At 72.6% G+C, this 24965-nt stretch carries 18 protein-coding genes and 3 tRNA genes; 13 read left to right on the top strand and 8 right to left on the bottom strand.

Annotation, left to right across the window (positions count from 1 at the left end):
• Positions 1 to 72 precede the first annotated feature (72 nt).
• From V4Y03_RS10105 to cutA, 4 genes are read left to right on the top strand one after another with little or no spacing between them, the layout of a single operon-like run.
• Entirely contained in the window at positions 73 to 675 is a 603-nt protein-coding gene (locus tag V4Y03_RS10105; RefSeq protein ID WP_332434699.1) for an NADPH-dependent FMN reductase, read from the top strand.
• Between the two features lie 12 nt (positions 676 to 687).
• A complete protein-coding gene (locus tag V4Y03_RS10100; protein ID WP_332434698.1) occupies positions 688 to 2421 on the top strand; it encodes an ABC transporter ATP-binding protein in 1734 nt (577 codons plus the stop codon).
• On the top strand, positions 2418 to 4349 hold the full coding sequence (locus V4Y03_RS10095; protein WP_332434697.1) for an ABC transporter ATP-binding protein: 1932 nt from the start codon (positions 2418 to 2420) through the stop codon (positions 4347 to 4349). The genes V4Y03_RS10100 and V4Y03_RS10095 overlap by 4 nt, the downstream gene beginning before the upstream one ends.
• Positions 4346 to 5065, top strand: coding sequence for a divalent cation tolerance protein CutA (gene cutA, locus V4Y03_RS10090; RefSeq protein WP_332434696.1), 720 nt, complete (start codon positions 4346 to 4348; stop codon positions 5063 to 5065). Before V4Y03_RS10095 ends, cutA begins: the two co-directional genes overlap by 4 nt.
• Before the next feature lie 44 nt (positions 5066 to 5109).
• Here the strand turns inward: cutA and V4Y03_RS10085 are convergent, their stop codons facing one another.
• From V4Y03_RS10085 to V4Y03_RS10075, 3 genes are all read right to left on the bottom strand, one after another.
• The gene (locus V4Y03_RS10085) at positions 5110 to 7230 is read right to left on the bottom strand and encodes a molybdopterin oxidoreductase family protein (protein WP_332434695.1); all 2121 of its coding nucleotides are present in this window, start codon (positions 7228 to 7230) and stop codon (positions 5110 to 5112) included.
• Between the two features lie 117 nt (positions 7231 to 7347).
• Positions 7348 to 8040 carry a SanA/YdcF family protein gene (locus tag V4Y03_RS10080; RefSeq protein WP_317877572.1) on the bottom strand — a complete coding sequence of 231 codons (693 nt, stop codon included), beginning with the start codon at positions 8038 to 8040 and terminating at the stop codon, positions 7348 to 7350.
• Between the two features lie 38 nt (positions 8041 to 8078).
• On the bottom strand, positions 8079 to 8804 hold the full coding sequence (locus V4Y03_RS10075; RefSeq protein ID WP_317877571.1) for an aquaporin: 726 nt from the start codon (positions 8802 to 8804) through the stop codon (positions 8079 to 8081).
• Between the two features lie 75 nt (positions 8805 to 8879).
• On the opposite strand from V4Y03_RS10075, the gene V4Y03_RS10070 reads away from it, so the two are divergent.
• The 6 genes from V4Y03_RS10070 to V4Y03_RS10045 all read left to right on the top strand — a co-directional run bounded on the left by V4Y03_RS10070 (position 8880) and on the right by V4Y03_RS10045 (position 16434).
• Positions 8880 to 9581, top strand: coding sequence for a hypothetical protein (locus V4Y03_RS10070; protein WP_332434694.1), 702 nt, complete (start codon positions 8880 to 8882; stop codon positions 9579 to 9581).
• Between the two features lie 160 nt (positions 9582 to 9741).
• Entirely contained in the window at positions 9742 to 10623 is an 882-nt protein-coding gene (locus V4Y03_RS10065) for a sirohydrochlorin chelatase (protein WP_332434693.1), read from the top strand.
• Between the two features lie 35 nt (positions 10624 to 10658).
• Positions 10659 to 12005, top strand: a complete 1347-nt coding sequence (locus V4Y03_RS10060) for a deoxyguanosinetriphosphate triphosphohydrolase (protein ID WP_332434692.1) — start codon at positions 10659 to 10661, stop codon at positions 12003 to 12005.
• A 117-nt stretch (positions 12006 to 12122) separates the two neighbouring features.
• Complete coding sequence (locus V4Y03_RS10055; RefSeq protein WP_332434691.1) at positions 12123 to 13385, top strand: NAD(P)/FAD-dependent oxidoreductase; 1263 nt, start codon at positions 12123 to 12125, stop codon at positions 13383 to 13385.
• Between the two features lie 32 nt (positions 13386 to 13417).
• On the top strand, positions 13418 to 15307 hold the full coding sequence (gene dnaG, locus V4Y03_RS10050; protein WP_317876774.1) for a DNA primase: 1890 nt from the start codon (positions 13418 to 13420) through the stop codon (positions 15305 to 15307).
• 176 nt (positions 15308 to 15483) lie between these two features.
• Entirely contained in the window at positions 15484 to 16434 is a 951-nt protein-coding gene (locus V4Y03_RS10045; RefSeq protein WP_443079867.1) for an RNA polymerase sigma factor, read from the top strand.
• A 276-nt stretch (positions 16435 to 16710) separates the two neighbouring features.
• On the opposite strand, the gene V4Y03_RS10040 is transcribed toward V4Y03_RS10045, so the two are convergent.
• The 4 genes from V4Y03_RS10040 to V4Y03_RS10025 form a co-directional block, all read right to left on the bottom strand.
• A complete protein-coding gene (locus V4Y03_RS10040) occupies positions 16711 to 18636 on the bottom strand; it encodes an ABC transporter ATP-binding protein (protein WP_332434690.1) in 1926 nt (641 codons plus the stop codon).
• On the bottom strand, positions 18636 to 20369 hold the full coding sequence (locus tag V4Y03_RS10035; protein WP_317876772.1) for an ABC transporter ATP-binding protein: 1734 nt from the start codon (positions 20367 to 20369) through the stop codon (positions 18636 to 18638). Before V4Y03_RS10035 ends, V4Y03_RS10040 begins: the two co-directional genes overlap by 1 nt.
• 75 nt (positions 20370 to 20444) lie before the next feature.
• Positions 20445 to 21884 carry an FGGY family carbohydrate kinase gene (locus tag V4Y03_RS10030; protein ID WP_332434689.1) on the bottom strand — a complete coding sequence of 480 codons (1440 nt, stop codon included), beginning with the start codon at positions 21882 to 21884 and terminating at the stop codon, positions 20445 to 20447.
• Between the two features lie 30 nt (positions 21885 to 21914).
• Positions 21915 to 22226 carry a YtxH domain-containing protein gene (locus tag V4Y03_RS10025; protein WP_317876882.1) on the bottom strand — a complete coding sequence of 104 codons (312 nt, stop codon included), beginning with the start codon at positions 22224 to 22226 and terminating at the stop codon, positions 21915 to 21917.
• A 170-nt stretch (positions 22227 to 22396) separates the two neighbouring features.
• Between V4Y03_RS10025 and V4Y03_RS10020 the strand changes: the two genes are divergently transcribed.
• From V4Y03_RS10020 to V4Y03_RS10010, 3 genes are all read left to right on the top strand, one after another.
• Positions 22397 to 22469, top strand: a tRNA-Asn gene (locus tag V4Y03_RS10020).
• Between the two features lie 5 nt (positions 22470 to 22474).
• Positions 22475 to 22547, top strand: a tRNA-Asn gene (locus V4Y03_RS10015).
• 165 nt (positions 22548 to 22712) lie between these two features.
• A tRNA-Ile gene (locus tag V4Y03_RS10010) sits at positions 22713 to 22786 on the top strand.
• 260 nt (positions 22787 to 23046) lie between these two features.
• Here V4Y03_RS10010 and V4Y03_RS10005 read toward each other — a convergent pair.
• Positions 23047 to 24867, bottom strand: coding sequence for an FG-GAP repeat domain-containing protein (locus V4Y03_RS10005; RefSeq protein WP_332434688.1), 1821 nt, complete (start codon positions 24865 to 24867; stop codon positions 23047 to 23049).
• Between the last annotated feature and the right edge of the window lie 98 nt (positions 24868 to 24965).

Raw genomic sequence — 24965 nt, 5'->3', positions numbered from 1 at the left:
CCGTACGTCCAGGGGAAGTTCCCGCGATCGGCGCTTGACCTCAACCAAACTTGAGGTACCACGATCCTCGGCATGGACATCACGAGCTCCACCCAGGCCCAGCCCCTCACCCTCGCCCTCGTCGTCGCCAGCGACCGTGAAGGCCGCTTCGCCCCCGTCGTCACCGACTGGTTCCGCTCCCGCCTCGCCGAGCGCGAGGACTTCGCCGTCACCCTCGTCGACCTCGCCGAGGTCGATCTCCCCACCACCCTCTCCCACCGGCCCTCCCCGGCCGTCCGCGCCGAACTCGCCAAGGTCACCCCGGTGCTGGAAGCGGCCGACGCCTTCGTCGTCATCACCCCCGAGTACAACCACTCCTTCCCCGCCTCCCTCAAGAACCTGATCGACCGGCACTACACCGAATGGCAGGCCAAGCCCGTCGGCTTCGTCTCCTACGGCGGCATCTCCGGCGGCCTGCGCGCCGTCGAGCAACTGCGCCAGGTCTACGCCGAGATGCACGCCGTCACCGTCCGCGACACCGTCTCCTTCCACCACGCCCACGGGCAGTTCGACGAGGACGGCCGTCACAAGGACCCGGCCGGCGCCGAGATCGCCGCCAAGGCCCTCCTCGACCAGCTCGCCTGGTGGGGCCGCGCCCTCAAGGACGCCAAGTCCTTCCACCCGTACGGCGAGTGAGGAACCGTCACCGTGCTGCTGCGACTTCTCGCGCCCCGCCTCCTGCCCCACCGGCGCCTCCTCGCCCTCCTCGTCGGCCTCCAGCTCGTCCAGACGCTGGCCTCCCTCGCCCTGCCCACCCTCAACGCCGGGATCATCGACCAGGGCGTCCTGCGCGGGGACACCGACCGGGTCCTCCACGGCGGCGCCGCGATGATCGCCGTCACCCTGCTCCAGGCGGTGGCCGCCGCCGCCGCCACCTACACCGGCGCCCGGATCGCCATGGGCGTCGCCCGCGACCTGCGCTCCGAGGTCTTCCGGCACGTCCAGGACTTCTCCGCCCGGGAGCGGGGCCGCTTCGGCGCCGCCTCCCTCATCACCCGTACCACCAACGACGTCCAGCAGATCCAGACCTTCACCGTCCTCGTCCTGACGATGCTGGTCGCCGCGCCTCTCCTCTGCTTCGGCGGCATCGCCATGGCCCTGCGTCAGGACGTGCCGCTCGCCCTGGTCCTGCTGCTCTTCGTACCCGTGATGACCGGGGCCGTCGGCACCGTCGTGCTGCGCATGAGGCCGCTCTTCCGGGGCATGCAGGAGCGCGTCGACGGAGCCAACCGGGTGCTGCGCGAGCAGATCACCGGCGTCCGGGTGGTCCGCGCCTTCGTCCGCGACCGGCACGAGCGGGAACGGTTCGCCGCCGCCAACGACGAACTCTTCTCCGTCGGGCTGCGGGCCGGCCGCCTCCAGGCCCTGATGTTCCCCACCGTGCTCATCGTCTGGCAGCTGACGACCGTCGCCCTCGTGTACGTCGGAGCCCACCGCATCGACTCCGGCGCCCTCCAGCCGGGCGGGCTCGTCGCCTTCCTCGGCTATCTGCTCCAGACCTCGATGTCCGTGATGATGGTCCTCTTCCTGCTCATGAACATGCCCCGGGCCGAGGCGGGCGCCGAGCGCGTCCGTGAGGTGCTCGGCACCCGCCCGTCCGTCGCCCCTCCGGTGAACGCGGTGAGGCCGGCGGTCCGGCGCGGTCATCTGGAGGTCAGGAGCGCGGACTTCCGCTACCCGGGCGCGGAGGAATCCGTCCTCAAGGAGGTCGGGCTCGTCGCCCGGCCCGGGGAGACCACCGCGATCATCGGCTCCACCGGCAGCGGCAAGTCCACCCTCCTCGGACTCGTCCCCCGGCTCTTCGACGCCACCGGCGGCGAAGTCCTCGTCGACGGCGTCGACGTCCGCAGGCTCGACCCCGAGCTCATGGCCAGGACGGTGGGTCTCGTCCCCCAGAAGCCGTACCTCTTCTCCGGGACCGTCGCCACCAACCTCCGCTACGGCAGACCCGACGCCACCGACGAAGAACTCTGGCACGCGCTGGAGGTCGCCCAGGCCGCCGACTTCGTCCGCACGCTCGACGAGGGCCTCGACGCACCCGTCTCCCAGGGCGGCACCAACTTCTCCGGCGGCCAGCGCCAGCGCCTCGCCATCGCCCGGGTCCTCGTCGCCCGCCCCCGCCTCTACCTCTTCGACGACTCCTTCTCCGCCCTCGACCCCGGGACCGACGCCCGGCTCCGCGCCGCCCTGCGCGAGGAGACGGCGGACGCGACCGTCGTCATCGTCGCCCAGCGGGTCTCCACCATCCGGCAGGCCGACCGGATCGTCGTCCTCGACCGGGGCCGGAGCGTCGGCACCGGCACCCACACGTCCCTGATGCGGGACAACGCCACCTACCGGGAGATCGTCCTCTCCCAGCTCACCGAGGAGGAAGCCGCGTGAGTACGGCGACCGAGCCCCGCGCCCCCGGCCCCACCCCCGGCGGCCCCGGCACCACACCCTCCGCTCCCGGCCCCACCCCCGGCGGCCCCGCCACCGCCCCCGCCCGCACCGGCCCCCCGCCCCAGCGCGGCCCCGGCCTCGCCACCCCTTCCCTCGAACGTTCCCTCTCCTTCCGCGCCTCCGGCCTCCGCCTCCTGCGCACCCTCGCCCCCGACCGGGCCCGCCTCCTCGGCGTCCTCGCCGCCGGCGCCGCCGCCGTCTCCCTCTCCGTCCTCGGCCCACTCCTCCTCGGCCGCGCCACCGACCTCGTCATCACCGGAGCCACCGGCCCCGCCGGGGTCGACTTCCCGGCCGTCGGCCGGCTCCTCGCCCTCTCCGCCCTCGTCGTCGCCGGGTCCTCCCTCCTCACCTGGACCCAGCTGCGCATCGCCACCACCGTCGTCCAGCGGGCCGGCCACCGGCTCCGCCGGGAGGCCCAGCACAAACTGGCGAAGCTGCCCCTCACCTATCTCGACCGGCAGTCGCGCGGCGAGGTGCTCTCGCGCACCACCAACGACATCGACAACGTCACCCAGACCCTCCAGCAGGCCTTCAGCCAGATGGTCCGCGCCCTGCTGACCCTGGCCGGAGTCCTGGTGATGATGTTCTGGATCTCCCCGCTGCTCGCGCTCGTCGCCCTCGCCACCGTGCCCGTCTCGATCGCCGTCGCCGCCCTCGTCGGCCGGCGCGCCCAGCCGCAGTTCGTGAAGCAGTGGGCGGTCACCGGCCGGCTCGGCAGCCACGTCGAGGAGATGATCACCGGCCACACGGAGGTCGTCGCCTTCGGCCGCCGCGCCGAGGCCGTGCGCCGCTTCGACGAGCTGGGCGAGGAGCTGTACCGGGCGAGCTTCCGCGCCCAGTTCGTCTCCGGCTTCATCCAGCCCGCGCTGACCTTCGTCGGCAACCTCAACTACGTCGCCATCGCCGTCGTCGGCGGACTGCGGGTGGCGAGCGGCACTCTCTCCGTCGGCGACGTGCAGGCCTTCGTCCAGTACTCGTACGACTTCAACGGCCCGATCACCCAGGTCGCCGCGATGGCCAACCTCCTCCAGTCCGGGGTGGCCTCCGCCGAGCGGGTCTTCGACCTCCTCGACGCCGAGGAGGAGACCCCGGACCCGGCCGCACCGCGGCGGCCCGCCGAGCCGCGCGGCAAGGTCTCCTTCGAGCAGGTCGCCTTCCGCTACGAGCCGGGCAGGCCGCTCATCGAGGAGCTGTCCCTCACCGTCGAGCCCGGCAGGACCGTCGCGATCGTCGGCCCGACCGGCGCGGGCAAGACCACCCTGGTCAACCTGCTGCTCCGCTTCCACGAGGTGACCGGCGGCCGGATCACCCTCGACGGCGTCGACACCGCCGCGATGACCCGGGAGGAACTGCGCTCCGGCATCGGCATGGTCCTCCAGGACACCTGGCTGTTCGGCGGCACCATCGCCGACAACATCGCGTACGGGGTGCCCGGCGAGGTCTCCCGCGAGCGGATCGTCGAGGCGGCGCGGGCCGCGCACGCCGACCGCTTCGTCCGCACCCTGCCCGCCGGGTACGACACCGTGCTCGACGAGGACGGCGGCGGCCTCAGCGCGGGGGAGAAGCAGCTGATCACCCTCGCCCGCGCGTTCCTCTCCGATCCGGTGATCCTCGTCCTCGACGAGGCCACCAGCTCCGTCGACACCCGCACCGAGGTCCTCGTCCAGCAGGCGATGGCCTCGCTCCGGGCCGGCCGCACCAGCTTCGTCGTCGCCCACCGGCTCTCCACGATCCGCGACGCCGACACCATCCTGGTGATGGAGGACGGAGCCATCGCCGAACAGGGCGGCCACGAGGAACTCCTCGCCGCCGGAGGGGCGTACGCCCGGCTGCACGCGGCCCAGTTCGCCCGTACGGTGGAGACGTGATCGTCACCGTCCGCACCACCATCGACGCGCGCGCCAAGGCCGAGGCCCTGGCGCGCGGCGCCGTCGAGGCCCGGCTCGTCGCCTGCGCGCAGATCTCGGGGCCCGTCACCTCCGTCTACCACTGGCGGGGCGCGATCGAGACGACCGAGGAGTGGCAGGTGGAGTTCAAGAGCACCGAGGCCCGCTACCCGGCGCTGGAGGCGTACCTGCTCGCCGCCCACGACTACGAGACGCCCGAGATCCTCGCCACCCGGGTTGCCCGGGTGGGCGCGGAGTACGCCCGCTGGGTCGAGCGGGAGACCGAGGCCGCCGAGGTGACCGCGGCCCCCGCGGACGACGAGCGGCCGTTCTTCGTCTACGGGACGCTGCGCCCCGGCGCGTACAACCACGACCGGTTCCTCGCCGGCCGGATCGGCTCCGAGGCGGACGCCGTGCTGCACGGGGCGGTCCTCCACGACGGGCCCGGCTACCCGTACGTCGTCCCGGCGAACGGCGGCGAGGTGGTCGGCACGCTCCTCACGCCCTCGCCCGGCGACTACGGCGATCTGTTCGGGCTGCTCGACCGCCTTGAGCTGCCCGTCGGGTACGAGCGGGCGGCGATGGACGTCGTACGGGTACGGGACGGGGCGCGGGTGTCCGCCTGGGTGTTCCTGGCGGCGCCGGACGCGCCGCTCGGCGAGGTCATCGAGAGCGGGGACTGGTTCGACCGGCCGTAGCGCCCGTGGTGCGCCCGGCCGGCCTCAGCGCGTGCGCGGCCGGTTCAGCCGGCCTCGGCGTCCTCGGTGACGACCGGCTCCAGGCGCACCGCGCACACCTTGAACTCCGGCATCCCGGACACCGGGTCCAGCGCCGGGTTCACGAGGGTGTTGGCCCGCCCCTCCCCGTACCAGTGGAACGGCATGAAGACCGTGTCCGGCCGGATGGCGGCGGTGATCCGGGCCGGTGCGACCGCCCGCCCGCGCCGCGAGACCACCGCGATCCGCTCGCCCTCCGCCACCCCCAGCCGCTCGGCCAGCCGGGGGTGCAGCTCCACGAAGGGGCCGGGCGCCGCCGCGTTCAGCTCGGCGACCCGCCGGGTCTGCGCCCCGGACTGGTACTGGGACACGACCCGCCCGGTGGTGAGGACCACCGGGTACTCGGCGTCCGTCTCCTCGGCCGCCGCCCGGTGCACCACCGGCACGAACCGGGCCCGCCCGTCGTCGGTCGCGAACCGGTCGAGGAACAGCCGGGGCGTCCCGGGATGGGCCCCGGCGCCCTCCGGGGCCGCCGGGCAGGGCCAGAAGACGCCCTGCTCCTCCTCGATCCGCCGGTAGTCGATGCCCGAGTAGTCGGCGGGACCGCCGGCCGAGGCCCGCCGCAGCTCGTCGAAGACCTCCTCGGGCTCGGCGGGGAACCCCTTCTCCCAGCCGAGGAGTCCGGCGAGCGCGTGCAGCACCTCCAGGTCGCTGCGCACCCCGGCGGGCGGGGTGAGGGCGCGGCGCCGGAGCAGGACCCTGCCCTCCAGGTTGGTCATGGTGCCGGTCTCCTCCGCCCACTGGGTGACCGGCAGCACCACATCGGCGAGCGCGGCGGTCTCGGAGAGCACCACGTCCGCGACGGCGAGGAAGCCGAGCGACCGCAGCCGCTGCTCGACGTGCGCGGCGCGGGGCGCGGAGACCACCGGGTTGGAGCCCATGAGCAGCAGGGCCTTCACGTCGCCGCCGAGCGCGTCGAGGAGTTCGTACGCGCTCCGCCCCGGGCCCGGCAGCGACTCGGGGGGCACGCCCCAGACCCCGGCCACGTGCGCGCGTGCGGCCGGGTCGTCGAGCTTGCGGTAGCCGGGCAGCTGGTCGGCCTTCTGGCCGTGCTCGCGACCGCCCTGGCCGTTGCCCTGGCCGGTGAGGCAGCCGTAGCCGCTGAGCGGGCGGCCCGCCTTGCCGGTGGCCAGACAGAGGTTGATCCAGGCGCCGACGGTGTCGGTGCCCTTGGACTGCTGCTCGGGGCCGCGCGCGGTCAGGACCATGCCGGTGGGTGCGTCGGAGAACAGCGCGACCGCCTCCCGGAGCTGCGGTACCGGCACGCCGGTGATCCGCTCGACCTGCTCGGGCCAGTGGGACATGGCCCCGGCGCGCGCGGCCTCCCAGCCCGCGGTGCGCTCCCGGACGAACTCCTCGTCCACCCGCCCCTCGGCCACGACCAGGTGCAGCATGCCGAGGGCGAGCGCGAGGTCGGTGCCGGGGCGCGGGGCGAGGTGCAGGTCGGCGTGTTCGGCGGTGCGGGTGCGGCGCGGATCGACCACGATCAGCTTCCCGCCGTTCTCCCTCAGCTCGGTGAGGTGGCGCAGGGCGGGCGGCATGGTCTCGGCGAGGTTGGAGCCGACGAGGATCACGCAGCCGGTCCTCGGGATGTCCTCCAGGGGGAAGGGCAGCCCCCGGTCGAGCCCGAAGGCCCTGCCGTGGGCGGCTGCCGCCGACGACATGCAGAAGCGCCCGTTGTAGTCGATCTGCGAGGTGCCGAGGACGAGCCGGGCGAACTTGCCCAGGGTGTACGCCTTCTCGTTGGTGAGGCCGCCGCCGCCGAAGACTCCCACGGCGTCGGGGCCGTGCCCGGCGCGGGTGCGGCGCAGCCCGTCGGCGACGGCGGCGAGCGCCTCCTCCCAGGACGCGGGCGCCAGGGCCCCCGTGTCGGGGCGCCGGACCAGGGGCCCGGTGAGCCGGACCCGGGAGGAGAGTACGGAGGGGGCGGTGCGGCCCTTGCCGCACAGGGCGCCCCGGTTGACGGGGAAGTCGGCCCGCTCGACCACCTCGGCGGGCAGCTCCGGGGCGCCGGTGGGGCGGAGCGACATGCCGCACTGCAGGGCGCAGTAGGGGCAGTGGGTGGGTACGGCGGTGACCTCGGACATGCGGTTCAGCGTGGGTCGGGAGTGTTACGCGGGGTGGTGCCGCGCATTACGGGCGCGGTGCGATGCGCTCCGCGCCCCGCGGCCTCCGGGGTGAGGGCGGCGCCTCGGTCCCTCGCCTCACCGCGGGGCGTGGGCCGCCGAGGCCAGCGCCTCGGTGACGCCCTTCTCCTGCGGGCCGAGGAAGTGCGGGTCGGGCCGCAGACCGGCGTCGAGGGCGGCCTTGCCCGCCGCGAACAGCTCCCGGGTGGTGCCGTAGTACCAGGTGCGGTCGTGGGGTTCGGGCACCCCGACGCCGTACGCGTCGACGCCCGCGCGCCCGCAGAGCGCGACGGCCCGCTTGATGTGGAAGTCCTGGGTGACGAGCACGGCCCGGTCGACGCCGAAGACCTTCCGGGCGCGGACGCAGGAGTCCCAGGTGTCGAAGCCCGCGTAGTCGCTGACGATCCGGCCGTCGGGCACCCCGCGCGCGGTGAGGTACGCGCGCATGGCGCTGGGTTCGTCGTACGCGGTCCGGCTGTTGTCGCCGGTGACGAGGAGGACCCGGACCTTGCCCGTCCGGTACAGCTCGGCGGCCGTGTCGAGCCGGTGCGCGAGGTACGGGGTGGGGCGGCCGTTCCACAGCCCGGCGCCGAAGACGACGCCGACGTCCCGGGCGGGCACGTCGGCGGTGGTACGGAGCTTCCCGGCGGCGGCGGTGTGCATCCAGGTGACCGGGGCGAGGGCGAGCACGGCGCCCAGCATCACGGCCTGGACGGTACGGCGGCGGGCCCGGACGGTGCGGGGGATCGACCGGGTGAGCCGTGCCGGCATGCGGGAACCTCCGTGGTGCGGGGAGCGGTGTCGGTCTGTCACCCCGTCCGACGCGCGTCGGCGGGATTCGGTTCGCCGGACGTGCGGGTTGTTCCGTACAACACACCGGCCAGGCCCATCCCGAGCAGCATGCCGAGCAGTTGGGCGGCGGCGAAGGCGGGCACGGAGGCGGGCGCGATCCCGGTGAAGGAGTCGGTGAAGGCGCGGCCGACGGTGGCCGCCGGGTTGGCGAAGGACCCGGACGAGGTGAACCAGATGGCCGCGCCGATGTAGCCGGCGACGGCGACCGGGGCGAGGGAGGGGCGCCCGATGTGGCGCAGGCCCCGTACGACGAGGACGAGACCGGCGGTGGCGACGGCCTCGCCGAGCAGCAGATGGGGCGCCGTGCGGGGCTCGGTGGCCCAGGCTGTGCCGGGCGTCCGCCCGAACATGGCCTCGGCGAGCAGGGCCCCGGCGACGGCGCCGGTGACCTGGGCGCCGATGTAGGCGGCGGCCTCGCGGCCCCCGCGCTCGGGGCGCCCGGACCACCACTCGGAGAGGGTCACGACGGGGTTGAAGTGGGCGCCGGAGAGCGGCCCGATCAGGGCGATGAGCAGCCCGAGGCCGAGGGCGGAGGCGGCGGCGTTGGCGAGCAGCCGGACACCGATGTCCTGGCTCAGGGAGTCGGCGCGGATGCCGGAGCCGACGACGACGGCGACGAGGGCGCCGGTGCCGATGAACTCGGCGGCGACACGCCGGGGGAGCGCGGGCGGGGACATTCTCATAACGGAAAAGATATTCCGTGATTCGGAAGGAAAAAAGAGGAGAGGGGAAGGTGCTCCGGCCCGTACGATCCGCCCATGATCATCGATGCCGTCCTCGCGGAGGCCGTCCGCAACAACGCCGAGTGGTGCCGGGCCATGTGCGCGGCCCACGGCCACCCCGGCACCTTCGGCCCCCGCGCCTGGACCCACGACCGCCGCACGCCGCTCTACTACCCGGACGCGGTGACGCTGACCGGGGACGCGACGGCCGGGGACGTCCTCACCGGCATCGACCGAAGCACCCCCGGCGCCTCGGTGAAGGACAGCTACGCCCGCCTGGACCTGGCGGCCGAGGGCTTCCGTCTTCTCTTCGAGGCCCAGTGGATCCACCGCCCGGCGGGCCTCCCGGTGCCCCCGGCCCCCGGCGACTGGCGCGCCGTCCGTACCCCGGACGAACTCGCCGCCTGGGCCCTCGCCTGGAGCGACGGCGACGCCGAGGAGGCGGCCCTGTTCCGGCCGGAACTCCTCGCTGACCCGGCGACCACGATCGTCGCGGGACACGCCGCCGACGGGCGGATCCTCGGCGGCGCGGTGCTCAGCGCGAGCGCCCGCGTCACGGGCGTCTCCAACCTCTTCGCCACGGGGGACACGGACCCGGCCGAGGCCTGGGCGGGCTGCCTGGGCCTGGTGCCGGGCGACCACGTCGCCGTCGGCTACGAGTCGGGCGACGACCTCACCCCCGCGCTGGCCGCGGGCTTCCGTGAAACGGGCCCGCTGAGGGTCTGGCTGGACACCTGACCGCACCGCACCGCACGCGTGCGCGTGGGCCTGGCCGGCAACGCCGCGCGCGTGAGCGTGGGCCTGGCTGACAACGCCGCGCGCGTGAGCGTGAGGTCACGGAAAACAGTCGTGACCCCCGCGCAACGGGCAGGCAACCTGCGACCCGCAGGATCGGTGCATGACGGAGCCGGACAGTACCTTCGCCCACGCCGCCGGGCTGCTCGGCAGGATCACCGAGCAGCTCGGACTCCAGCTCGGCCAGGTGCGTCCGTACGGCCCCCGGCCGCGGAAGCACGGCGAGGAGGTGTCCCCGCCCATGACCACGCCCACCCTCGTTGCCGTCGGCCACGGCAGCCGCGACCCCCGCGCCCGCGCCACCCTGAACCGGCTCCTCGGCCGGGTCCGTGAGCTGCGGCCAGGGCTCGACGTGCGGCTCGCGCACATCGAGCTGAACGCCCCGCTCCTCGACGCCACGCTCACGGAACTGGCCGCCGAGGGCCGGGACGCCGTACTCGTCCCGCTGCTCCTCGCCCCCGGCCACCACGTCACCCACGACCTGCCCGCCGCCCTCGCCGCCGTACCCGCCCTCCGGGCCCGCGTCGCCGGACCGCTCGGCGCGCACCCGCTCCTCGTCGAGGCCCTCGCCGACCGGCTCGCCCGGGCCGGCTGGACCCCCGAGGACGGCACCTCCCGCTCCGCCGGCGTCGTCCTCGCCTCCGCCGGATCCCGCGACCCCCGCTCCGCCGCCGAGATCCGCGGCATCGCCGCGCTCCTCGCCGAACGGCTCGGCGGCGTCCCGGTCGTCCCCGCGTACGCCTCCGCCGCCGCCCCCACCGTCCCCGAGGCGGTCCGCGCCCTCGCCGCCAGGGGCCGCCACCGGGTCGCCGTCGCCTCCTGCTTCACCGCCCCCGGCCTCTTCGCCGCCCGCGCCGCCGCCGACGCCCCCTGGATCGCCTCCGCCCCGCTCGGCGCCCACCCGGCGCTGGCCCGGCTGGTCCTCCACCGCTACGACACCTCCCTGGGGCGCACCACCCCGAGGCGGGAACTCGCCACCGTCTGAGCGCTTCTGTCGGTCCCTCCGGTTACCTTCGAGTCATGGAAGGCATCACAGACAGCGCGGACAGCGCGGACATCAAGGACACCCCGGACCCCACGCACCTCACCGGCACCCCGGGGTACGACTCGGCCGCCACCGAGCGCTGGGCCGCCGAGCCCGACAAACGCCCCGGCCGCACCGCCTTCCAGCGCGACCGCGCCCGCGTGCTGCACTCCGCCGCGCTCCGCAGGCTCGCCGGCAAGACACAGGTCGTCACCCCGGGAACCCGGGGCCATGCCTGGGACGCCAGCCCCCGCACCCGGCTCACCCACTCCCTGGAGTGCGCCCAGGTCGGCCGCGAGCTGGGCGCCGCCCTCGGCTGCGACCCCGACCTCGTCGAGGCCGCCTGCCTCTCCCACGACATGGGCCACCCGCCCTTCGGGCACAACGGCGAGCAGGCGCTCAACGACGTCGCCGAGGACTGCGGCGGCTTCGAGGGGAACGCCCAGTCGCTCCGCCTCCTCACCCGCATCGAGCCCAAGCGCTTCGTGAAGGACGACGAGGGGGAACTGGTCAGCGTCGGGCTCAACCTCACCCGGGCCGCGCTCGACGCCGCCACCAAGTACCCCTGGCCGCGCGGCGGACACCCCGAGGACCCCGGCTCGCCCAAGTTCGGCGTGTACGAGGACGACCTGCCCGTCTTCGAATGGATCAGGCGCGGCGCCCCCGCCGACCGCAAGTGCTTCGAGGCCCAGGTCATGGACTGGTCCGACGACGTGGCCTACTCGGTGCACGACTTCGAGGACGGTCTGCACGCCGGGCACATCGACCCCAACCTGCTGCTCGCCGAGCCCGAGCGCGCCGACATCTGGGCGGTCGCCATCGGCCGCTACGTACCCGGGGACACCGACCCGCAGGAGCTGGCCGAGGCCCTCGACCGGCTCCTCGACCAGGAGTGGTGGCCGCACGGCTACGACGGCTCGGCCGTCGCCCAGGCCCGCCTCAAGGACGCCACCAGCCAGCTCATCGGCCGCTTCTGCCTGGCCGCCGAGGGCGCCACCCGGGAGGCCTACGGTTCCGGGCGCCTCACGCGCTACGGCGCCGCACTCGTCGTCCCCCGTGAGGCGCGCAACGAGTGCGCGGTCCTCAAGGCCGTCGCCGACCGGTACGTGATGCAGCGCCCCCAGCAGGAGGCCCTCCGCGCCGACCAGCGCGTCGTCGTCGCCGAACTCGCCGAGGCCCTCGTCGTCCGCGCCCCCGACGGCCTCGAACCCCAGTTCCGGTCCCTCTTCGACACGGCCCGCGACGACCGGGCCCGCAAGCGCGTCATCATCGACCAGATCGCCTCCCTCACCGACGCCTCCGCCCGAGCCCTCCACGCCCACCTCCGCCCGCACCGCGCGTAGGTCCTCTTCCGTCACCCGGCTCCGTACGGGACGCTCGCTTGCGCGCCCCGAGGCGGAACGTCCCGACGAACTCCCGGGGGCGTAGGTTGGAACCGGTCGCAAAGAGGAGGAAACGACGTGGTCGACGCAGATCAGACCTTTGTCATCGTCGGCGGGGGCCTGGCAGGGGCCAAAGCGGCGGAGACCCTGCGCGCCGAGGGGTTCAACGGCCGGGTGATCCTCATCGGCGACGAACGTGACCACCCCTACGAGCGCCCACCCCTCTCCAAGGGGTATCTCACCGGCGCCAAGGAACGCGACAGCGTCTTCGTCCACGAGGCCGCCTGGTACGCGGGCCACGACATCGAACTGCACCTCGGGCAGTCCGTCACCGCCGTCGACCGCGAGGCCCGCACCGTGCGCCTCGGCGACGGCACCGTCATCCGCTACGACAAGCTGCTCCTCGCCACCGGCGCCGAGCCCCGCCGCCTCGACGTCCCCGGCACCGAACTCGCCGGCGTCCACCATCTGCGCCGGCTCGCCCACGCCGACCGGCTCCGCCAGGTCCTCACCGGCCTCGGCCGCGACAACGGCCACCTGGTCATCGCCGGAGCCGGCTGGATCGGCCTGGAGGTCGCCGCCGCCGCCCGCGGCTACGGCGCCGAGGTCACCGTCGTCGAGTCCGACCCCACCCCGCTGCACCGGGTCCTCGGCCCCGAGCTCGGCCAGCTCTTCGCCGACCTCCACAGCGACCACGGCGTCCGCTTCCACTTCGGCGCCCGGCTCACCGAGATCGTCGGCCAGGACGGCATGGTCCTCGCCGTCCGCACCGACGACGGCGAGGAGCACCCGGCGCACGCCGTGCTCGCCGCGATCGGCGCCGCCCCCCGCACCGCCCTCGCCGAGAACTCCGGGCTCGCCCTCGTCGACCGCGCCGACGGCGGCGGCATCGCCGTCGACGAGTCGCTGCGCACCTCCGACCCCGACGTGTACGCCGCCGGGGACGTGGCCGCCGCCCACCACCCGCTGCTCCACACCCGGCTGCGCGTCGAGCACTGGGCCAACGCCCTGAACGGCGGCCCGGCCGCCGCCCGCGCCATGCTCGGACAGCCCGTCTCCTACGACCGCGTCCCCTACTTCTTCTCCGACCAGTACGACCTGGGCATGGAGTACTCCGGCTGGGCGCCCCCCGGCTCGTACGACCAGGTCGTCGTCCGCGGCGACACCGGCAAGCGCGAGTTCATCGCCTTCTGGCTCAAGGAGGGCCGGGTCCTCGCCGGCATGAACGTGAACGTGTGGGACGTCACAGAGCCGATCCAGCGGCTCATCCGCTCCCGCAAGGCCGTGGATGCCGACGCCCTCGCCGATTCCTCCGTCCCCCTGGAGAGCCTGGTTCCGTAGGGGACCCCCGGCCCCGCCCGTACACTTCATGCGTGGCAGGCAGGATCAACGATGACGACGTGAAGGCGGTACGGGACGCGGTCCCGATCGACGCCGTCGTGTCCGAGTACCTCCAGCTCCGCAACGCGGGCGGCGGAAACCTCAAGGGCCTCTGCCCCTTCCACGACGAGAAGTCGCCCTCCTTCCAGGTCAGCCCCAGCAAGGGACTCTTCCACTGCTTCGGCTGCCAGGAGGGCGGCGACACCATCGCCTTCGTGATGAAGATCGACCACCTCTCCTTCTCGGAGACGGTCGAGCGCCTCGCCGCGAAGGCGGGCATCACCCTGCGGTACGAGGAAGGCGGCTACAACCCCGGCCACCAGCGCGGCGAGCGCATCCGGCTGGTCGAGGCGCACAAGGCCGCCACCCAGTTCTACGTCGACCAACTCGACTCGCCCGAGGCGGAGATCGGCCGCAAGTTCCTCGCCGAGCGCGGCTTCGACCAGGCCGCCGCCGCCCACTTCGCCGTCGGCTACTCCCCGGCCGGCTGGGACCACCTCACCCGCTTCCTGCGCGGCAAGGGCTTCTCCGACAAGGAACTCATCCTCTCCGGGCTCTCCCAGGACGGCCGCCGCGGCCCCATCGACCGCTTCCGCGGCCGCCTCATGTGGCCGATCAAGGACGTCGGCGGCGAGATCGTCGGCTTCGGCGCGCGCAAGCTCCGCGACGACGACAACGGCCCCAAGTACCTCAACACCCCCGAGACCCCGATCTACAAGAAGTCCCAGGTGCTCTACGGCATCGACCTGGCCAAGAAGGACATCGCCAAGGTCAGCCGGGCCGTCGTCGTCGAGGGCTACACCGACGTCATGGCCTGCCACCTCGCCGGGGTCACCACCGCCATCGCCACCTGCGGCACCGCCTTCGGCGGCGACCACATCAAGATCCTCCGCCGCCTCCTCATGGACAACGGCTCGGCCCGCGTCATCTTCACCTTCGACGGCGACGCCGCCGGCCAGAAGGCCGCCCTGCGCGCTTTCGAGGACGACCAGAAGTTCGCCGCCGAGACGTACATCGCCATCGCCCCCGACGGCATGGACCCCTGCGACCTGAGGCTCGCCAAGGGCGACCCGGCCGTCGCGGAACTGGCCGAACCCCGCACCCCGCTCTTCGAGTTCGCCCTCCGTCAGATCGTGAAGCGGTACGACCTCGACACCGCGGGAGGCCAGGCCGCCGCGCTGGACGAGGCCGCCCCGATCGTCGCGAAGCTCAAGAACCTGGCCGTACGGCACGGCGTCGCGGTTCAGCTCGCCGGCATGCTCGGCATCATGGACGAGCGGTTCGTCGTCCAGCGGGTGAGCCGGATCGCCCAGTGGCAGCGGGACCGCGGCGGACGCGGCCCGACAGCCGACCGGCCGCGCCGCGAGACGCCGCAGATCGAGGCACCGGCGGCGCAGTCCGGTCCCGCGCTCAACCTGCGCAGCCCCGCCCACCGCACCGAGCGGGAACTCCTCAAGCTGGCGCTCCAGCGCCCCGAGCTGGTCTCGCCGTTCTTCGACGCCTACGGCATCGACGAGTTCACCGCACCGCCCTACGCGGCCGTCCGCCAGTGCATCCAGGACGCCGGCGGCACCGACGGCGCCCCCTCCGACTACCTCGACGTCGTCCGCGAAGCCGCGCCCAACGACACGGTCCGTTCCCTCGTCACCGAACTCGCCGTCGAAGCGATCTTCGCGGCCAAGGCGGTCGACGAGGTCTACGCGGCCGAACAGCTCGCCGCCGTCCGGCTCCGTGCCGTCGACCGCCGTATCGACCAGCTGAACTCCGCCCTGAAGCGCCTGGGCGCGGTGCCCCCGGAGCAGCAGGCCGCCGCACAGCAGGAGGTCTTCGTCCTCCAGCAGTACAAGACGGCCCTCAAGACGCACGGTGCCGGCGCACTCTAACGTCCGGTAGTCTCCCGGTCTCAAAAAGTCACCGCACGCCCCTCGTGGCCTCGGTGTGTCGTACCCCACACTGGATGACGGAGTCGTTCCGCCCCTCCAGGAGGTCGCCCGCCGTGCAGACCCAGACCGTGCCGCAGGAACCGGCCGAACCCGGCGGGGAGACGGAGGGGGCGGCGGTGCCGCCGCAGCGACGCCGGCCCGAACCCGGAGGCAACGGGCCCTCCTCCGACCTCTTCCGCCAGTACCTCCGCGAGATCGGCCGCATCCCCCTGCTCACCGCCGAGGAGGAGGTCGACCTCGCCCGCCGGGTCGAGGCCGGACTCTTCGCGGAGGAGAAGCTCACCAGCACCCCCGACCTGGACTCGCAGCTGGCCGGCGACCTCGACCGGATCGTCGTCCTCGGCCGGATCGCCAAGCGCAGGCTCATCGAGGCCAACCTCCGCCTCGTCGTCTCCGTCGCCAAACGGTACGTGGGCCGCGGCCTCACCATGCTCGACCTCGTCCAGGAGGGAAACCTCGGCCTCATCAGAGCCGTCGAGAAGTTCGACTACGCGCGCGGCTACAAGTTCTCCACGTACGCGACCTGGTGGATCCGCCAGGCGATGTCCCGGGCCCTCGCCGACCAGGCCCGGACCATCCGCGTCCCCGTGCACGTCGTCGAACTCATCAACCGGGTCATCCGCGTCCAGCGCCGGATGCTCCAGGAACGCGGCTACGAACCCACCGCCGAAGAGGTCGCCGCCCAGCTCGACCTGGCCCCCGAGCGGGTCGGCGAAGTCCTCCGCCTCGCCCAGGAACCGGTCTCCCTGCACGCCCCCGTCGGCGAGGAGGACGACGTCGCCCTCGGCGACCTCATCGAGGACGGCGACGCCGCCTCACCCGTCGAGTCCGCCGCCTTCCTGCTGCTCCGCCGCCACCTGGAGGACGTGCTCTCCACCCTCGGCGAACGCGAGCGCAAGGTCGTCCAGCTGCGCTACGGCCTCGACGACGGCAGGCCCCGCACCCTGGAGGAGATAGGCCGCATCTTCGGCGTGACCCGCGAACGCATCCGCCAGATCGAGTCCAAGACCCTCAACAAACTCCGCGACCACGCCTACGCGGACCAACTGCGCGGCTATCTGGACTAGGGCCTGTCGTCACACTCCCGCCTGCCCCACGACGCCTGGCACGCGCTCTCGCCGCACCGGGCGAAAGCCCAAGTACGGTCCAGTACGAGGGCTTCCGCCCGGCACGCCGAGAGCACGCACCAGACGCCGCGGGGCCGCCCTTCGGGCGACGACGGGAGTGTGACGACAGGCCCTAGGACCTGTCGTCACACTCCCGCAGCGGGACCCGGCGGCACCCAGGAATGCTTGGATACGCGACCCGTGCCGCACATCGTGCGGCACGGGTCGCATGCCCGGTCAGTCGACCTCGGCGACCGCCTGCGCGAACTGCGCCGCGTACAGCCGGGCGTAGGTCCCGCCGGACGACAACAGCTCCTCGTGCGTGCCCTGTTCGACGATCGAACCGTTCTCCATCACCAGGATCACGTCCGCGTCCCGGATCGTGGAGAGCCGGTGCGCGATCACGAACGACGTACGCCCGTCGGCGAGTCGGGCCATCGCCTTCTGGATCAGCACCTCGGTACGGGTGTCGACCGAGCTGGTGGCCTCGTCCAGGACCAGGATCACCGGGTCGGAGAGGAACGCCCGCGCGATGGTGATCAGCTGCTTCTCACCCGCGCTGACCCCCGCCCCGTCGTCGTCGATCACCGTGTCGTAGCCCTCGGGCAGGGTGCGGACGAACCGGTCGGCGTGCGCGGCCCGCGCCGCCTCCTCGATCTCCTCCCGGGTCACCTCGCGCGTCGCGCCGTACGCGATGTTGTCGGCGATGGTGCCGCCGAACAGCCAGGTGTCCTGGAGGACCATGCCGATCCCGGAGCGCAGCTGCCCCCGGGTCATCGCGGCGATGTCCACCCCGTCGAGGGTGATCCGGCCGCCCGTCACCTCGTAGAACCGCATGAGCAGGTTCACCAGGGTCGTCTTGCCCGCGCCGGTCGGGCCGACGATCGCGACCGTCTGGCCCGGCTCCACGGTGAGCGACAGGTCCTCGATGAGCGGCTTGTCGGCCTCGTAGCGGAAGGAGACGCCCTCCAGGGCGACCTTGCCCTTGAGGTCCGCCGGGTGCGCGCTCGTCGGGGAGTCCGGCTCCTGCTCCTCGGCGTCGAGCAGCTCGAAGATCCGCTCGGCCGAGGCGACGCCCGACTGCACCAGGTTCGCCATCGACGCGACCTGCGTCAGCGGCATCGAGAACTGGCGCGAGTACTGGATGAAGGCCTGCACGTCACCGATGGAGAGCGTGCCGCTCGCCACCCGCAGACCGCCGACGACGGCCACCAGGACGTAGTTGATGTTCGAGACGAAGAACATCACCGGCTGCATGACGCCGGAGTTGAACTGCGCCTTGAAACCGGCCTCGTACAGGGCGTCGTTCTGCTCGCGGAAGTCCTTCGCGGACTCCGCCTGCCGGCCGAAGACCTTCACCAGGGTGTGCCCGCTGTACATCTCCTCCACGTGCGCGTTGAGCGTGCCCGTGGACTTCCACTGCTGCACGAAGTGCGGCTGCGAGCGCTTGCCGATCTTCGCCGCGACGAACACCGACACCGGCACCGTCACCAGCGCCACCAGGGCGAGCAGCGGCGAGATCCAGAACATCATCGCCAGCACGCCGACGATGGTGAGCAGCGAGTTGATCAGCTGCCCCATCGACTGCTGGAGCGTCTGCGAGATGTTGTCTATGTCGTTGGTCGCCCGCGACAGCACCTCACCGCGCTTCGCCTTGTCGAAGTACGACAGGGGGAGCCGCGCCAGCTTCGTCTGGACGTCCTCCCGCATCCGGTAGACCGTCCTGTTGATCACCTTGATCGACATGCGGGTGGAGACCAGCATGAGCAGGCCCGCCGCCACGTACACGCCGAGGACCACGAGCAGCACATCGCCGACGGCGGAGAAGTCGATCCCCTGCCCCGGCGTGAAGTCGACCCCGGACAGCATGTCCGCCATGCCGGAGTCGCCCGAGGCGCGCAGCCGCTCGATCGCCTCCGCCTTCGTACCGCCCTCGATCTGGCGCCCGAGGACGCCCGCGAAGACGAGGTCGGTCGCCTTGCCGAGGATCTTCGGGCCGACCACGGAGGCCGCCACCGAGAGCACACCGGCGATGAGCATCACCCAGAGCGCGCCGCGCTCGGGCGCCAGCTGCTTGATCAGCCGCTTGCCCGAGCCCTTGAAGTCCATCGACCGCTGGTCGGGGCCGCCACCGGCCATCATGCGTCCGCCAGGACCGGCCATCAGGCTGCCTCCGCCTCGGTGAGCTGGGAGAGCACGATCTCCCGGTACGTCTCGTTGTCCGCCATCAGCTCGTGGTGCCGTCCGGTGCCGACGACCCGACCCGCGTCGAGGACGACGATCCGGTCGGCGTCGCGGATGGTGGAGACCCGCTGGGCGACGATGACGACGGTCGACTCGGCCGTCTCCTCGGCGAGCGCGGCCCTGAGCAGGGCGTCCGTCTCGTAGTCGAGCGCGGAGAACGAGTCGTCGAACAGATAGATCTCGGGCCGCTGCACCAGGGTCCGCGCGATGGCGATGCGCTGGCGCTGGCCGCCGGAGACATTGGTGCCGCCCTGGGCGATCGGGGCGTCGAGGCCGTTCTCCAGCTTCCGTACGAAGTCGGCGGCCTGGGCGGTCTCCAGGGCGCGCCAGAGTTCTTCGTCGGTGGCGTCGGGCTTGCCGTAGCGGAGGTTGGTGGCGACGGTCCCGGAGAAGAGGTACGGCTTCTGGGGGACGAGACCCACCGTCCTGGCCATGAGCTCGGGGTCGAGCTTCCGGACGTCGACGCCGTCGACGAGGACTTCGCCGCCGGTGGCGTCGAAGAGGCGGGGGACGAGTCCGAGGAGGGTGGACTTGCCGCTGCCGGTGGAGCCGATGATCGCGGTGGTCTCCCCGGGCCGGGCCACGAGCCCGACGTTCCTGAGGACGGATTCCTCCGCGCCCGGGTAGCGGAAGTCCGCGCTCCTGACCTCCAGATGACCGCGCCGGTCCAGCGTCCTCACCGGGTCCGCCGGAGGCACCACGCTCGACTCGGTCGAGAGGACCTCCTCGATGCGCTCGGCACAGACCTCGGCCCGCGGCACCATCATGAACATGAAGGTGGCCATCATGACCGCCATCACGATCTGCATCAGATAGGCGAGGAACGCCGTCAGCGCGCCGATCTGCATCCCGCCGCTGTCGATGCGGTGCGCGCCGAACCAGACGACGGCGACGCTGGAGACGTTCACGACGGTCATCACCGTCGGGAACATCAGTGCCATCAGCCGGCCGGTCGCCATCGACACATCGGTCAGGTCCGCGTTGGCGCCGCGGAACCGCTCCTCCTCGTACCCGTCCTTCACGAAGGCGCGGATGACGCGGTTGCCGGTGATCTGCTCGCGCAGCACCCGGTTCACCGTGTCGAGACGCGTCTGCATGGTCCGGAAGAGCGGTCGCATCCGCCGCACGATCAGCGAGACGGAGACGGCGAGGACAGGCACCACGGCGAGCAGCACGCCCGAGAGCGGCACGTCCTGGCCGAGGGCCATCACGATGCCGCCGACACACATGATGGGCGCGGAGACCATCAGGGTGAACGCCATCAGGACGAGCATCTGGATCTGCTGCACGTCATTGGTCGTACGGGTGATCAGCGAGGGCGCGCCGAAGTGCCCCAGCTCCCGCGCCGAGAAGGACTGCACCCGGTCGAAGACCGCGCCGCGCACGTCCCGGCCCAGGGCGGCGGCGGTCCGGGCGCCGTAGTACACGGCCCCGATGTTGCAGACGACCTGGACGACGGACACGCCGACCATCAGGGCGCCGAACCGCAGGATGTAGCCGGTGTCCCCGTCGACGACACCGTTGTCGATGATGTCCGCGTTCAGGGTCGGCAGGTAGAGGCTCGCGCAGGTCTGCAGGAACTGCAGCAGGACGAGCAGTGCGATCGGTTTTCGGTAGGGCCCGAGGTGGGTTCGGAGAAGTCTTATGAGCACGGCTTCTACTATCGCCCGCGCCCCCGGTGCGTTACGACTCGGTTTTGGGGCGCGGGCCGAGCCCTGGGCAAGACTTTACGAAGCGAAGGCGCCGGGGTGGAGCTGGTCCCGCGTCGCCACGTACTGCTGCCGTACGGCCTGCCCCGTCGCCAGTTCCTCGCCGGGCTCCAGGATCTGCGCGGCGGCGCCCTGCCAGGCCGGGGGAGCGGACGGCGACAGCGTGCCCTTCGCCACCCCGAGGGCCCAGGCGGCCTGCCGGGCGGCACCGAGCGCCGCGTAGTCGGCCGGCTGGGGGACGACGACCTGGGCGCCGAACAGCGCGGGCGCGAGCGCCTGCACCGCGGGGAGCGCGGCCGCGGCGCCGAGCAGGAAGACCCGCCGCACCTCGACGCCCCGCCCGCGCAGTACGTCCATCGCGTCGGTGAGCGCGCAGAGCATCCCCTCGAACGCCGCCCGCGCCAGGTGCTCGGGCTTCATCGACGCCCGCCGCAGTCCGCTGAGGGTGCCGGCGGTGTGCGGCAGGTTCGGGGTCCGCTCGCCCTCCAGGTAGGGCAGCAGGACGAGCCCGGAGGAGCCCGGGGTCGACTTCAGGGCGAGCGCCGACAGCTCGTCGAGCGATTCGACGTCCAGCATCTCGGCGGTGCCGCGCAGCACCCGTACCGCGTTGGAGGTGTGGACGACGGGCAGGTGCATGCCGGTGGCGTCGGCGAAGGAGGTGATCATGCCGCTGGGGTCGGAGAGGGCCTCGTGGTGGACGGCCATCACGGAACCGGAGGCGCCGAGGGAGACCACCGCGTCGCCGGGGCCGAGACCGAGGCCGAGCGCGGCGGCCATCGTCTCGCCCGTGCCGGCGGAGATCAGCAGCCCCTCGGGGGTGGTGCCGGCCGCCTCGGCGGGCCCGAGGACCTCGGGCAGGACGGCCTGGTGCCCGAGCGCCAGCTCGACGAGGTCGGGGCGGTAGGTGCCGGTGCGGGCCGACCAGTAGCCGGTGCCGGAGGCGGCGCCGCGGTCGGTGGTGCGCCGCGCGGGCCGGCCGAGCAGCTGCCAGACCAGCCAGTCGTGCGGCTGGAGCACCATCGAGACCCGCCGGGCGTGCTCGGGTTCGGTGCGGGCGAGCCAGCGGAGCTTGGCGACCGGCTGTCCGGCGCCGGGCACGGAGCCCACGGCCTCGGCCCAGGCCTGTCGGCCGCCCAACGCGTCGACGAGGTCGGCGGCGGCGACCTGGGCCCGCTTGTCGTTGCGGACGAGCGCGGGCCGCACCAGGCCACCCTGTGCGTCGAGCGGTACGAGTCCGTGCTGCTGCGCGGACACGCCGATGGCCTGCACGCCCTCGAGGAGTCCGCCGGTGGCGGCCTCCCCGAGTGAGAGCAGCCAGGTCTGCGGGTCGACGTCGACGGCCTTGGGTTCGCCCGGATGGGGGGCGTACCCCTGCCGCAGTACGGCACCCGTGTCCGTGTCACAGACGACGATGCGTGTGAACTCCGCAGAGCTGTCGAGTCCGGCGACTATCCCCATGACACCTGATTCTGCCGCACGCGGGACGGTTCAGGTGTTGCTGGTGCCCCAGTCGTCGTCCTCGACCCTCCCGTTCGACCGTCCGTGGCCGCACAGGGCCTGGAACCGGTCGGTCACGGAGGACGGCAGCCGGTCGCCGACCTTGTCGCCCACGACGTGCGCGGCCCTGCCCGCGGCCTGCCGCCCGGTCTGGGCGGCCGACTCGGCGGCGTTCCGCACGGCCGGGTTCTGCGTGAAGTCCTTGGCGGACTGCTTCATCTGCTCGTAACGCTCGCGTCCGGCGCGCGTGCCGACCACGTAACCGAGGGCGAGTCCTACGACGAACGTCAGCTTGTATCGCATGGCCACCACCTTCCCTGGAGAGCTTCCCTGATGCATCGCGGGTGCCCGGGCGGTGCCGACGGCGATACCGATTGGCGGAGCACCCCCCTGCTTGCGCTAATGTATGTCTCGCAGCGAGCGAGCGCCCTCCCGGTACGACCGGACCGGGTCCGTTCGGTGCAACGCAGCAATCCCCTGTAGCTCAATTGGCAGAGCAGCCGGCTGTTAACCGGCAGGTTACTGGTTCGAGTCCAGTCGGGGGAGCGCGATCCCCTGTAGCTCAATTGGCAGAGCATTCGGCTGTTAACCGGAGGGTTGCTGGTTCGAGTCCAGCCGGGGGAGCGGAACGAAAGAGGACCCTGAGGGGTCCTTTTTCGCGTCTCCGGGAACCATGCGCGACGCGGCGAGGTCTTCATGGTCAGCAGAGCCGATCTTCCGGAGCAGGAGATCGTATGAGCGGCTATGCTGCGGCAGACGGCGCGCACACATGTACGCGCCTCACCGTACGGGGCGGTAGCTCAGCCGGTTAGAGCAGCGGACTCATAATCCGTCGGCCGTGGGTTCGAGTCCCACCCGCCCCACCGAAGAAAAACGTTCTGACCTGTGAGAACGTCCCCGAAGGGGTGGTTCCGCGGGTGGCGATCGCCTCGCATCGGTGTGGCGAAACGGGTGTTACCGGCCTGCCTCGGCCCGTCCGTACCTTCTGAGCTGCGGTATTGGCCGGAGCGTTGAGGCGGAACCACGTCGATGGTCCCATGGCGATCCCGCGGATCCCGTGTGTGACACGCCGCACATCCGGCCGCAGGCTCGCTGAGCCGTGCGGCCGGGACACCCGGGACGGTCAGCCCAGCAGCCTGTCGTCGTAGTCCCCGCCGCTGAGCTCCTGCGGGCGGGTGTACGGCGCACGCCAGTTGCCCGTGCCGAGGTAGAGCTTGGCGTCGCCGAGGCTGTTGATGCCGACGAGGTCGTCGACGCCGTTGCCGTTCGCGTCCGCCACCGAGGTGAAGTCGGCGTAGGCGTTCCAGCCGCCGCCGATCTTCGTGCGGGCCGCGAAGGTGCCGTCGCCCCTGCCCAGGTACAGCCAGAGGACGCCGGACCGGTCGCGGGCGACGAGGTCGCCGGACGGGTCGCCGCCGATGTTCCCGGTCGCGGCGATCCGGTCGTAGGTGTTCCAGCCGTGCCCGATCTTCGTGCGGGGAGCGAAGGGGGCCTTGGTGACGCCGGTGCCCTTGTAGAGCCAGAGGGCGCCCGTCCTGTCGGTGGCGACGAGGTCGGGGCGCCCGTCACGGTTCAGGTCGGAACCGGCCGCGATCTGGTCGTAGACCTGCCAGCCGCCGCCGATCCAGCTCCGGCCGCCGTACCCGCCCGAGCTGTTGCCCTGGTAGAGCCAGAGGCCGCCCTTCTTGTCGCGGGCGACGAGGTCGGGCAGCGCCGATCCGGCGATGTTCCGGGTGGTCTCGACGCGGTCGTAGATGCCCCAGGCGTAGCCGATCCCGGTACGGACGGTGCCGAAGCCCGGCAGATCCGAGGAGTGGGTGAGGTCCAGGCGGTCGAGGTTGCCGTCGTTCCGGGCGATCAGGTCGGGGGACCCGTTGTCCGTCAGGTCGCTCGCGTTCGCCTTGCGGGCGACGGTGAACGAGCCGGAGGCCGTGGCCGCCGGACCGAGCCCGTCCTGCGGGGTGGCGGTCAGCGTCCAGTCGTAGGCGCCGTTGAAGGCGCGCTCGCCGCCGTCGAGGGTGCCGTCCCAGGCGAAGCGGAGCAGGTTCTCGGCGACGTAGTCGTTGCTCGACGGGTGGAGGACCGTGGTGCGCGCCTTGCCGGTGCGCTGGTGGCGGAGGGTGACGGTGACCTCGGCGTTGAGCCGGGACAGCGGCCAGTCGAGGTTCACCCGGGTGCGGTTCTTGTCGAGGTCGAGCACCGCCGGGATCTTCGACGGCCCGATGGTGAGCTTCACCGGCTTGCCGCTGGAGGCGATCCTGGTCGCCGCCGGCCTGCCGTCGGCGCCGACGCGGATCCGGTAGAGGCCCTGGCCGTCGGCCAGGGTGCCGCCCTGGACGAGGAGCGAGCCGTCGGGCTCGTCGACGGCCTTCGTGACGGTGTCGAGGAGGCGGACCTCTTCGCCGGACACGGTCCGCGCGCGGAGCGCCTGGACCGGGGACGGCTCGTAGAAGTTCCGCGCGTCGGCGAAGAGCACCCAGTCGCCGAGGGCGCGGACCACCGGGCGGTAGGTGTTCCCGAGGTCGACGGAGGACCGGGCGCCGCTCTTCAGGTCCTGGATGACGAGGGGCGCGTCGTTGCTCGTCTGCCAGGCGCGGGTGGTCTCCGACTGGTCGCCCGCCCAGGCGTTGAGCGGGAAGGGGGAGCGCTCGGCGCCGCTGAGCGTGCTCGTCGCGAGGTCGAGCACGGCCTTGTACGGCACGCGGTCGACCTCGTAGCTGACGGCGACGGTGCCGCCCTGGACCGTCCCGACCGCGACCCTCTTCGCGTCGGCGGGCAGGCCGGTCGCGAGGGTGGTCGCGTCGGGCCGGTACACGCGCAGCTTCTGGAAGCCCGTCGTCCCGTCCGTGGAGAGGGACAGGAGGGTGGAGCCGACGGCTCCCAGGACGGACTGCTGGTACAGCGCCGAGTTGGGGACGGTCCGGACGACCGTGCCCGTCGTCATGTCGCGGATCGTCGCGGATCGTCGCGGTCTCGCGGTCCTCGGAGACGACGCTGTCCGAGCCGTTGAGGTGCCGGACGGAGGGGGACATGACGTGATCC

This window comes from Streptomyces sp. P9-A4, assembly GCF_036634195.1.
GTDB lineage: Bacteria > Actinomycetota > Actinomycetes > Streptomycetales > Streptomycetaceae > Streptomyces.
The sequence above is the reverse complement of the archived record's forward strand: the minus strand, read 5'-3'. Positions and strand labels throughout refer to the sequence as shown.

Bases quoted from the DNA above. Each gene is read 5' to 3' on its own strand.
- V4Y03_RS10040 (WP_332434690.1), bottom strand. From the start codon at position 18,636: ATGGCCGGTCCTGGCGGACGCATGATGGCCGGTGGCGGCCCCGACCAG.
- V4Y03_RS10075 (WP_317877571.1), bottom strand. From the start codon at position 8,804: ATGAGAATGTCCCCGCCCGCGCTCCCCCGGCGTGTCGCCGCCGAGTTC.
- V4Y03_RS10025 (WP_317876882.1), bottom strand. From the start codon at position 22,226: ATGCGATACAAGCTGACGTTCGTCGTAGGACTCGCCCTCGGTTACGTG.
- V4Y03_RS10085 (WP_332434695.1), bottom strand. From the start codon at position 7,230: ATGTCCGAGGTCACCGCCGTACCCACCCACTGCCCCTACTGCGCCCTG.
- V4Y03_RS10060 (WP_332434692.1), top strand. From the start codon at position 10,659: ATGGAAGGCATCACAGACAGCGCGGACAGCGCGGACATCAAGGACACC.
- V4Y03_RS10065 (WP_332434693.1), top strand. From the start codon at position 9,742: ATGACGGAGCCGGACAGTACCTTCGCCCACGCCGCCGGGCTGCTCGGC.
- V4Y03_RS10070 (WP_332434694.1), top strand. From the start codon at position 8,880: ATGATCATCGATGCCGTCCTCGCGGAGGCCGTCCGCAACAACGCCGAG.
- V4Y03_RS10105 (WP_332434699.1), top strand. From the start codon at position 73: ATGGACATCACGAGCTCCACCCAGGCCCAGCCCCTCACCCTCGCCCTC.
- V4Y03_RS10080 (WP_317877572.1), bottom strand. From the start codon at position 8,040: ATGCCGGCACGGCTCACCCGGTCGATCCCCCGCACCGTCCGGGCCCGC.
- V4Y03_RS10030 (WP_332434689.1), bottom strand. From the start codon at position 21,884: ATGGGGATAGTCGCCGGACTCGACAGCTCTGCGGAGTTCACACGCATC.
- V4Y03_RS10005 (WP_332434688.1), bottom strand. From the start codon at position 24,867: ATGACGACGGGCACGGTCGTCCGGACCGTCCCCAACTCGGCGCTGTAC.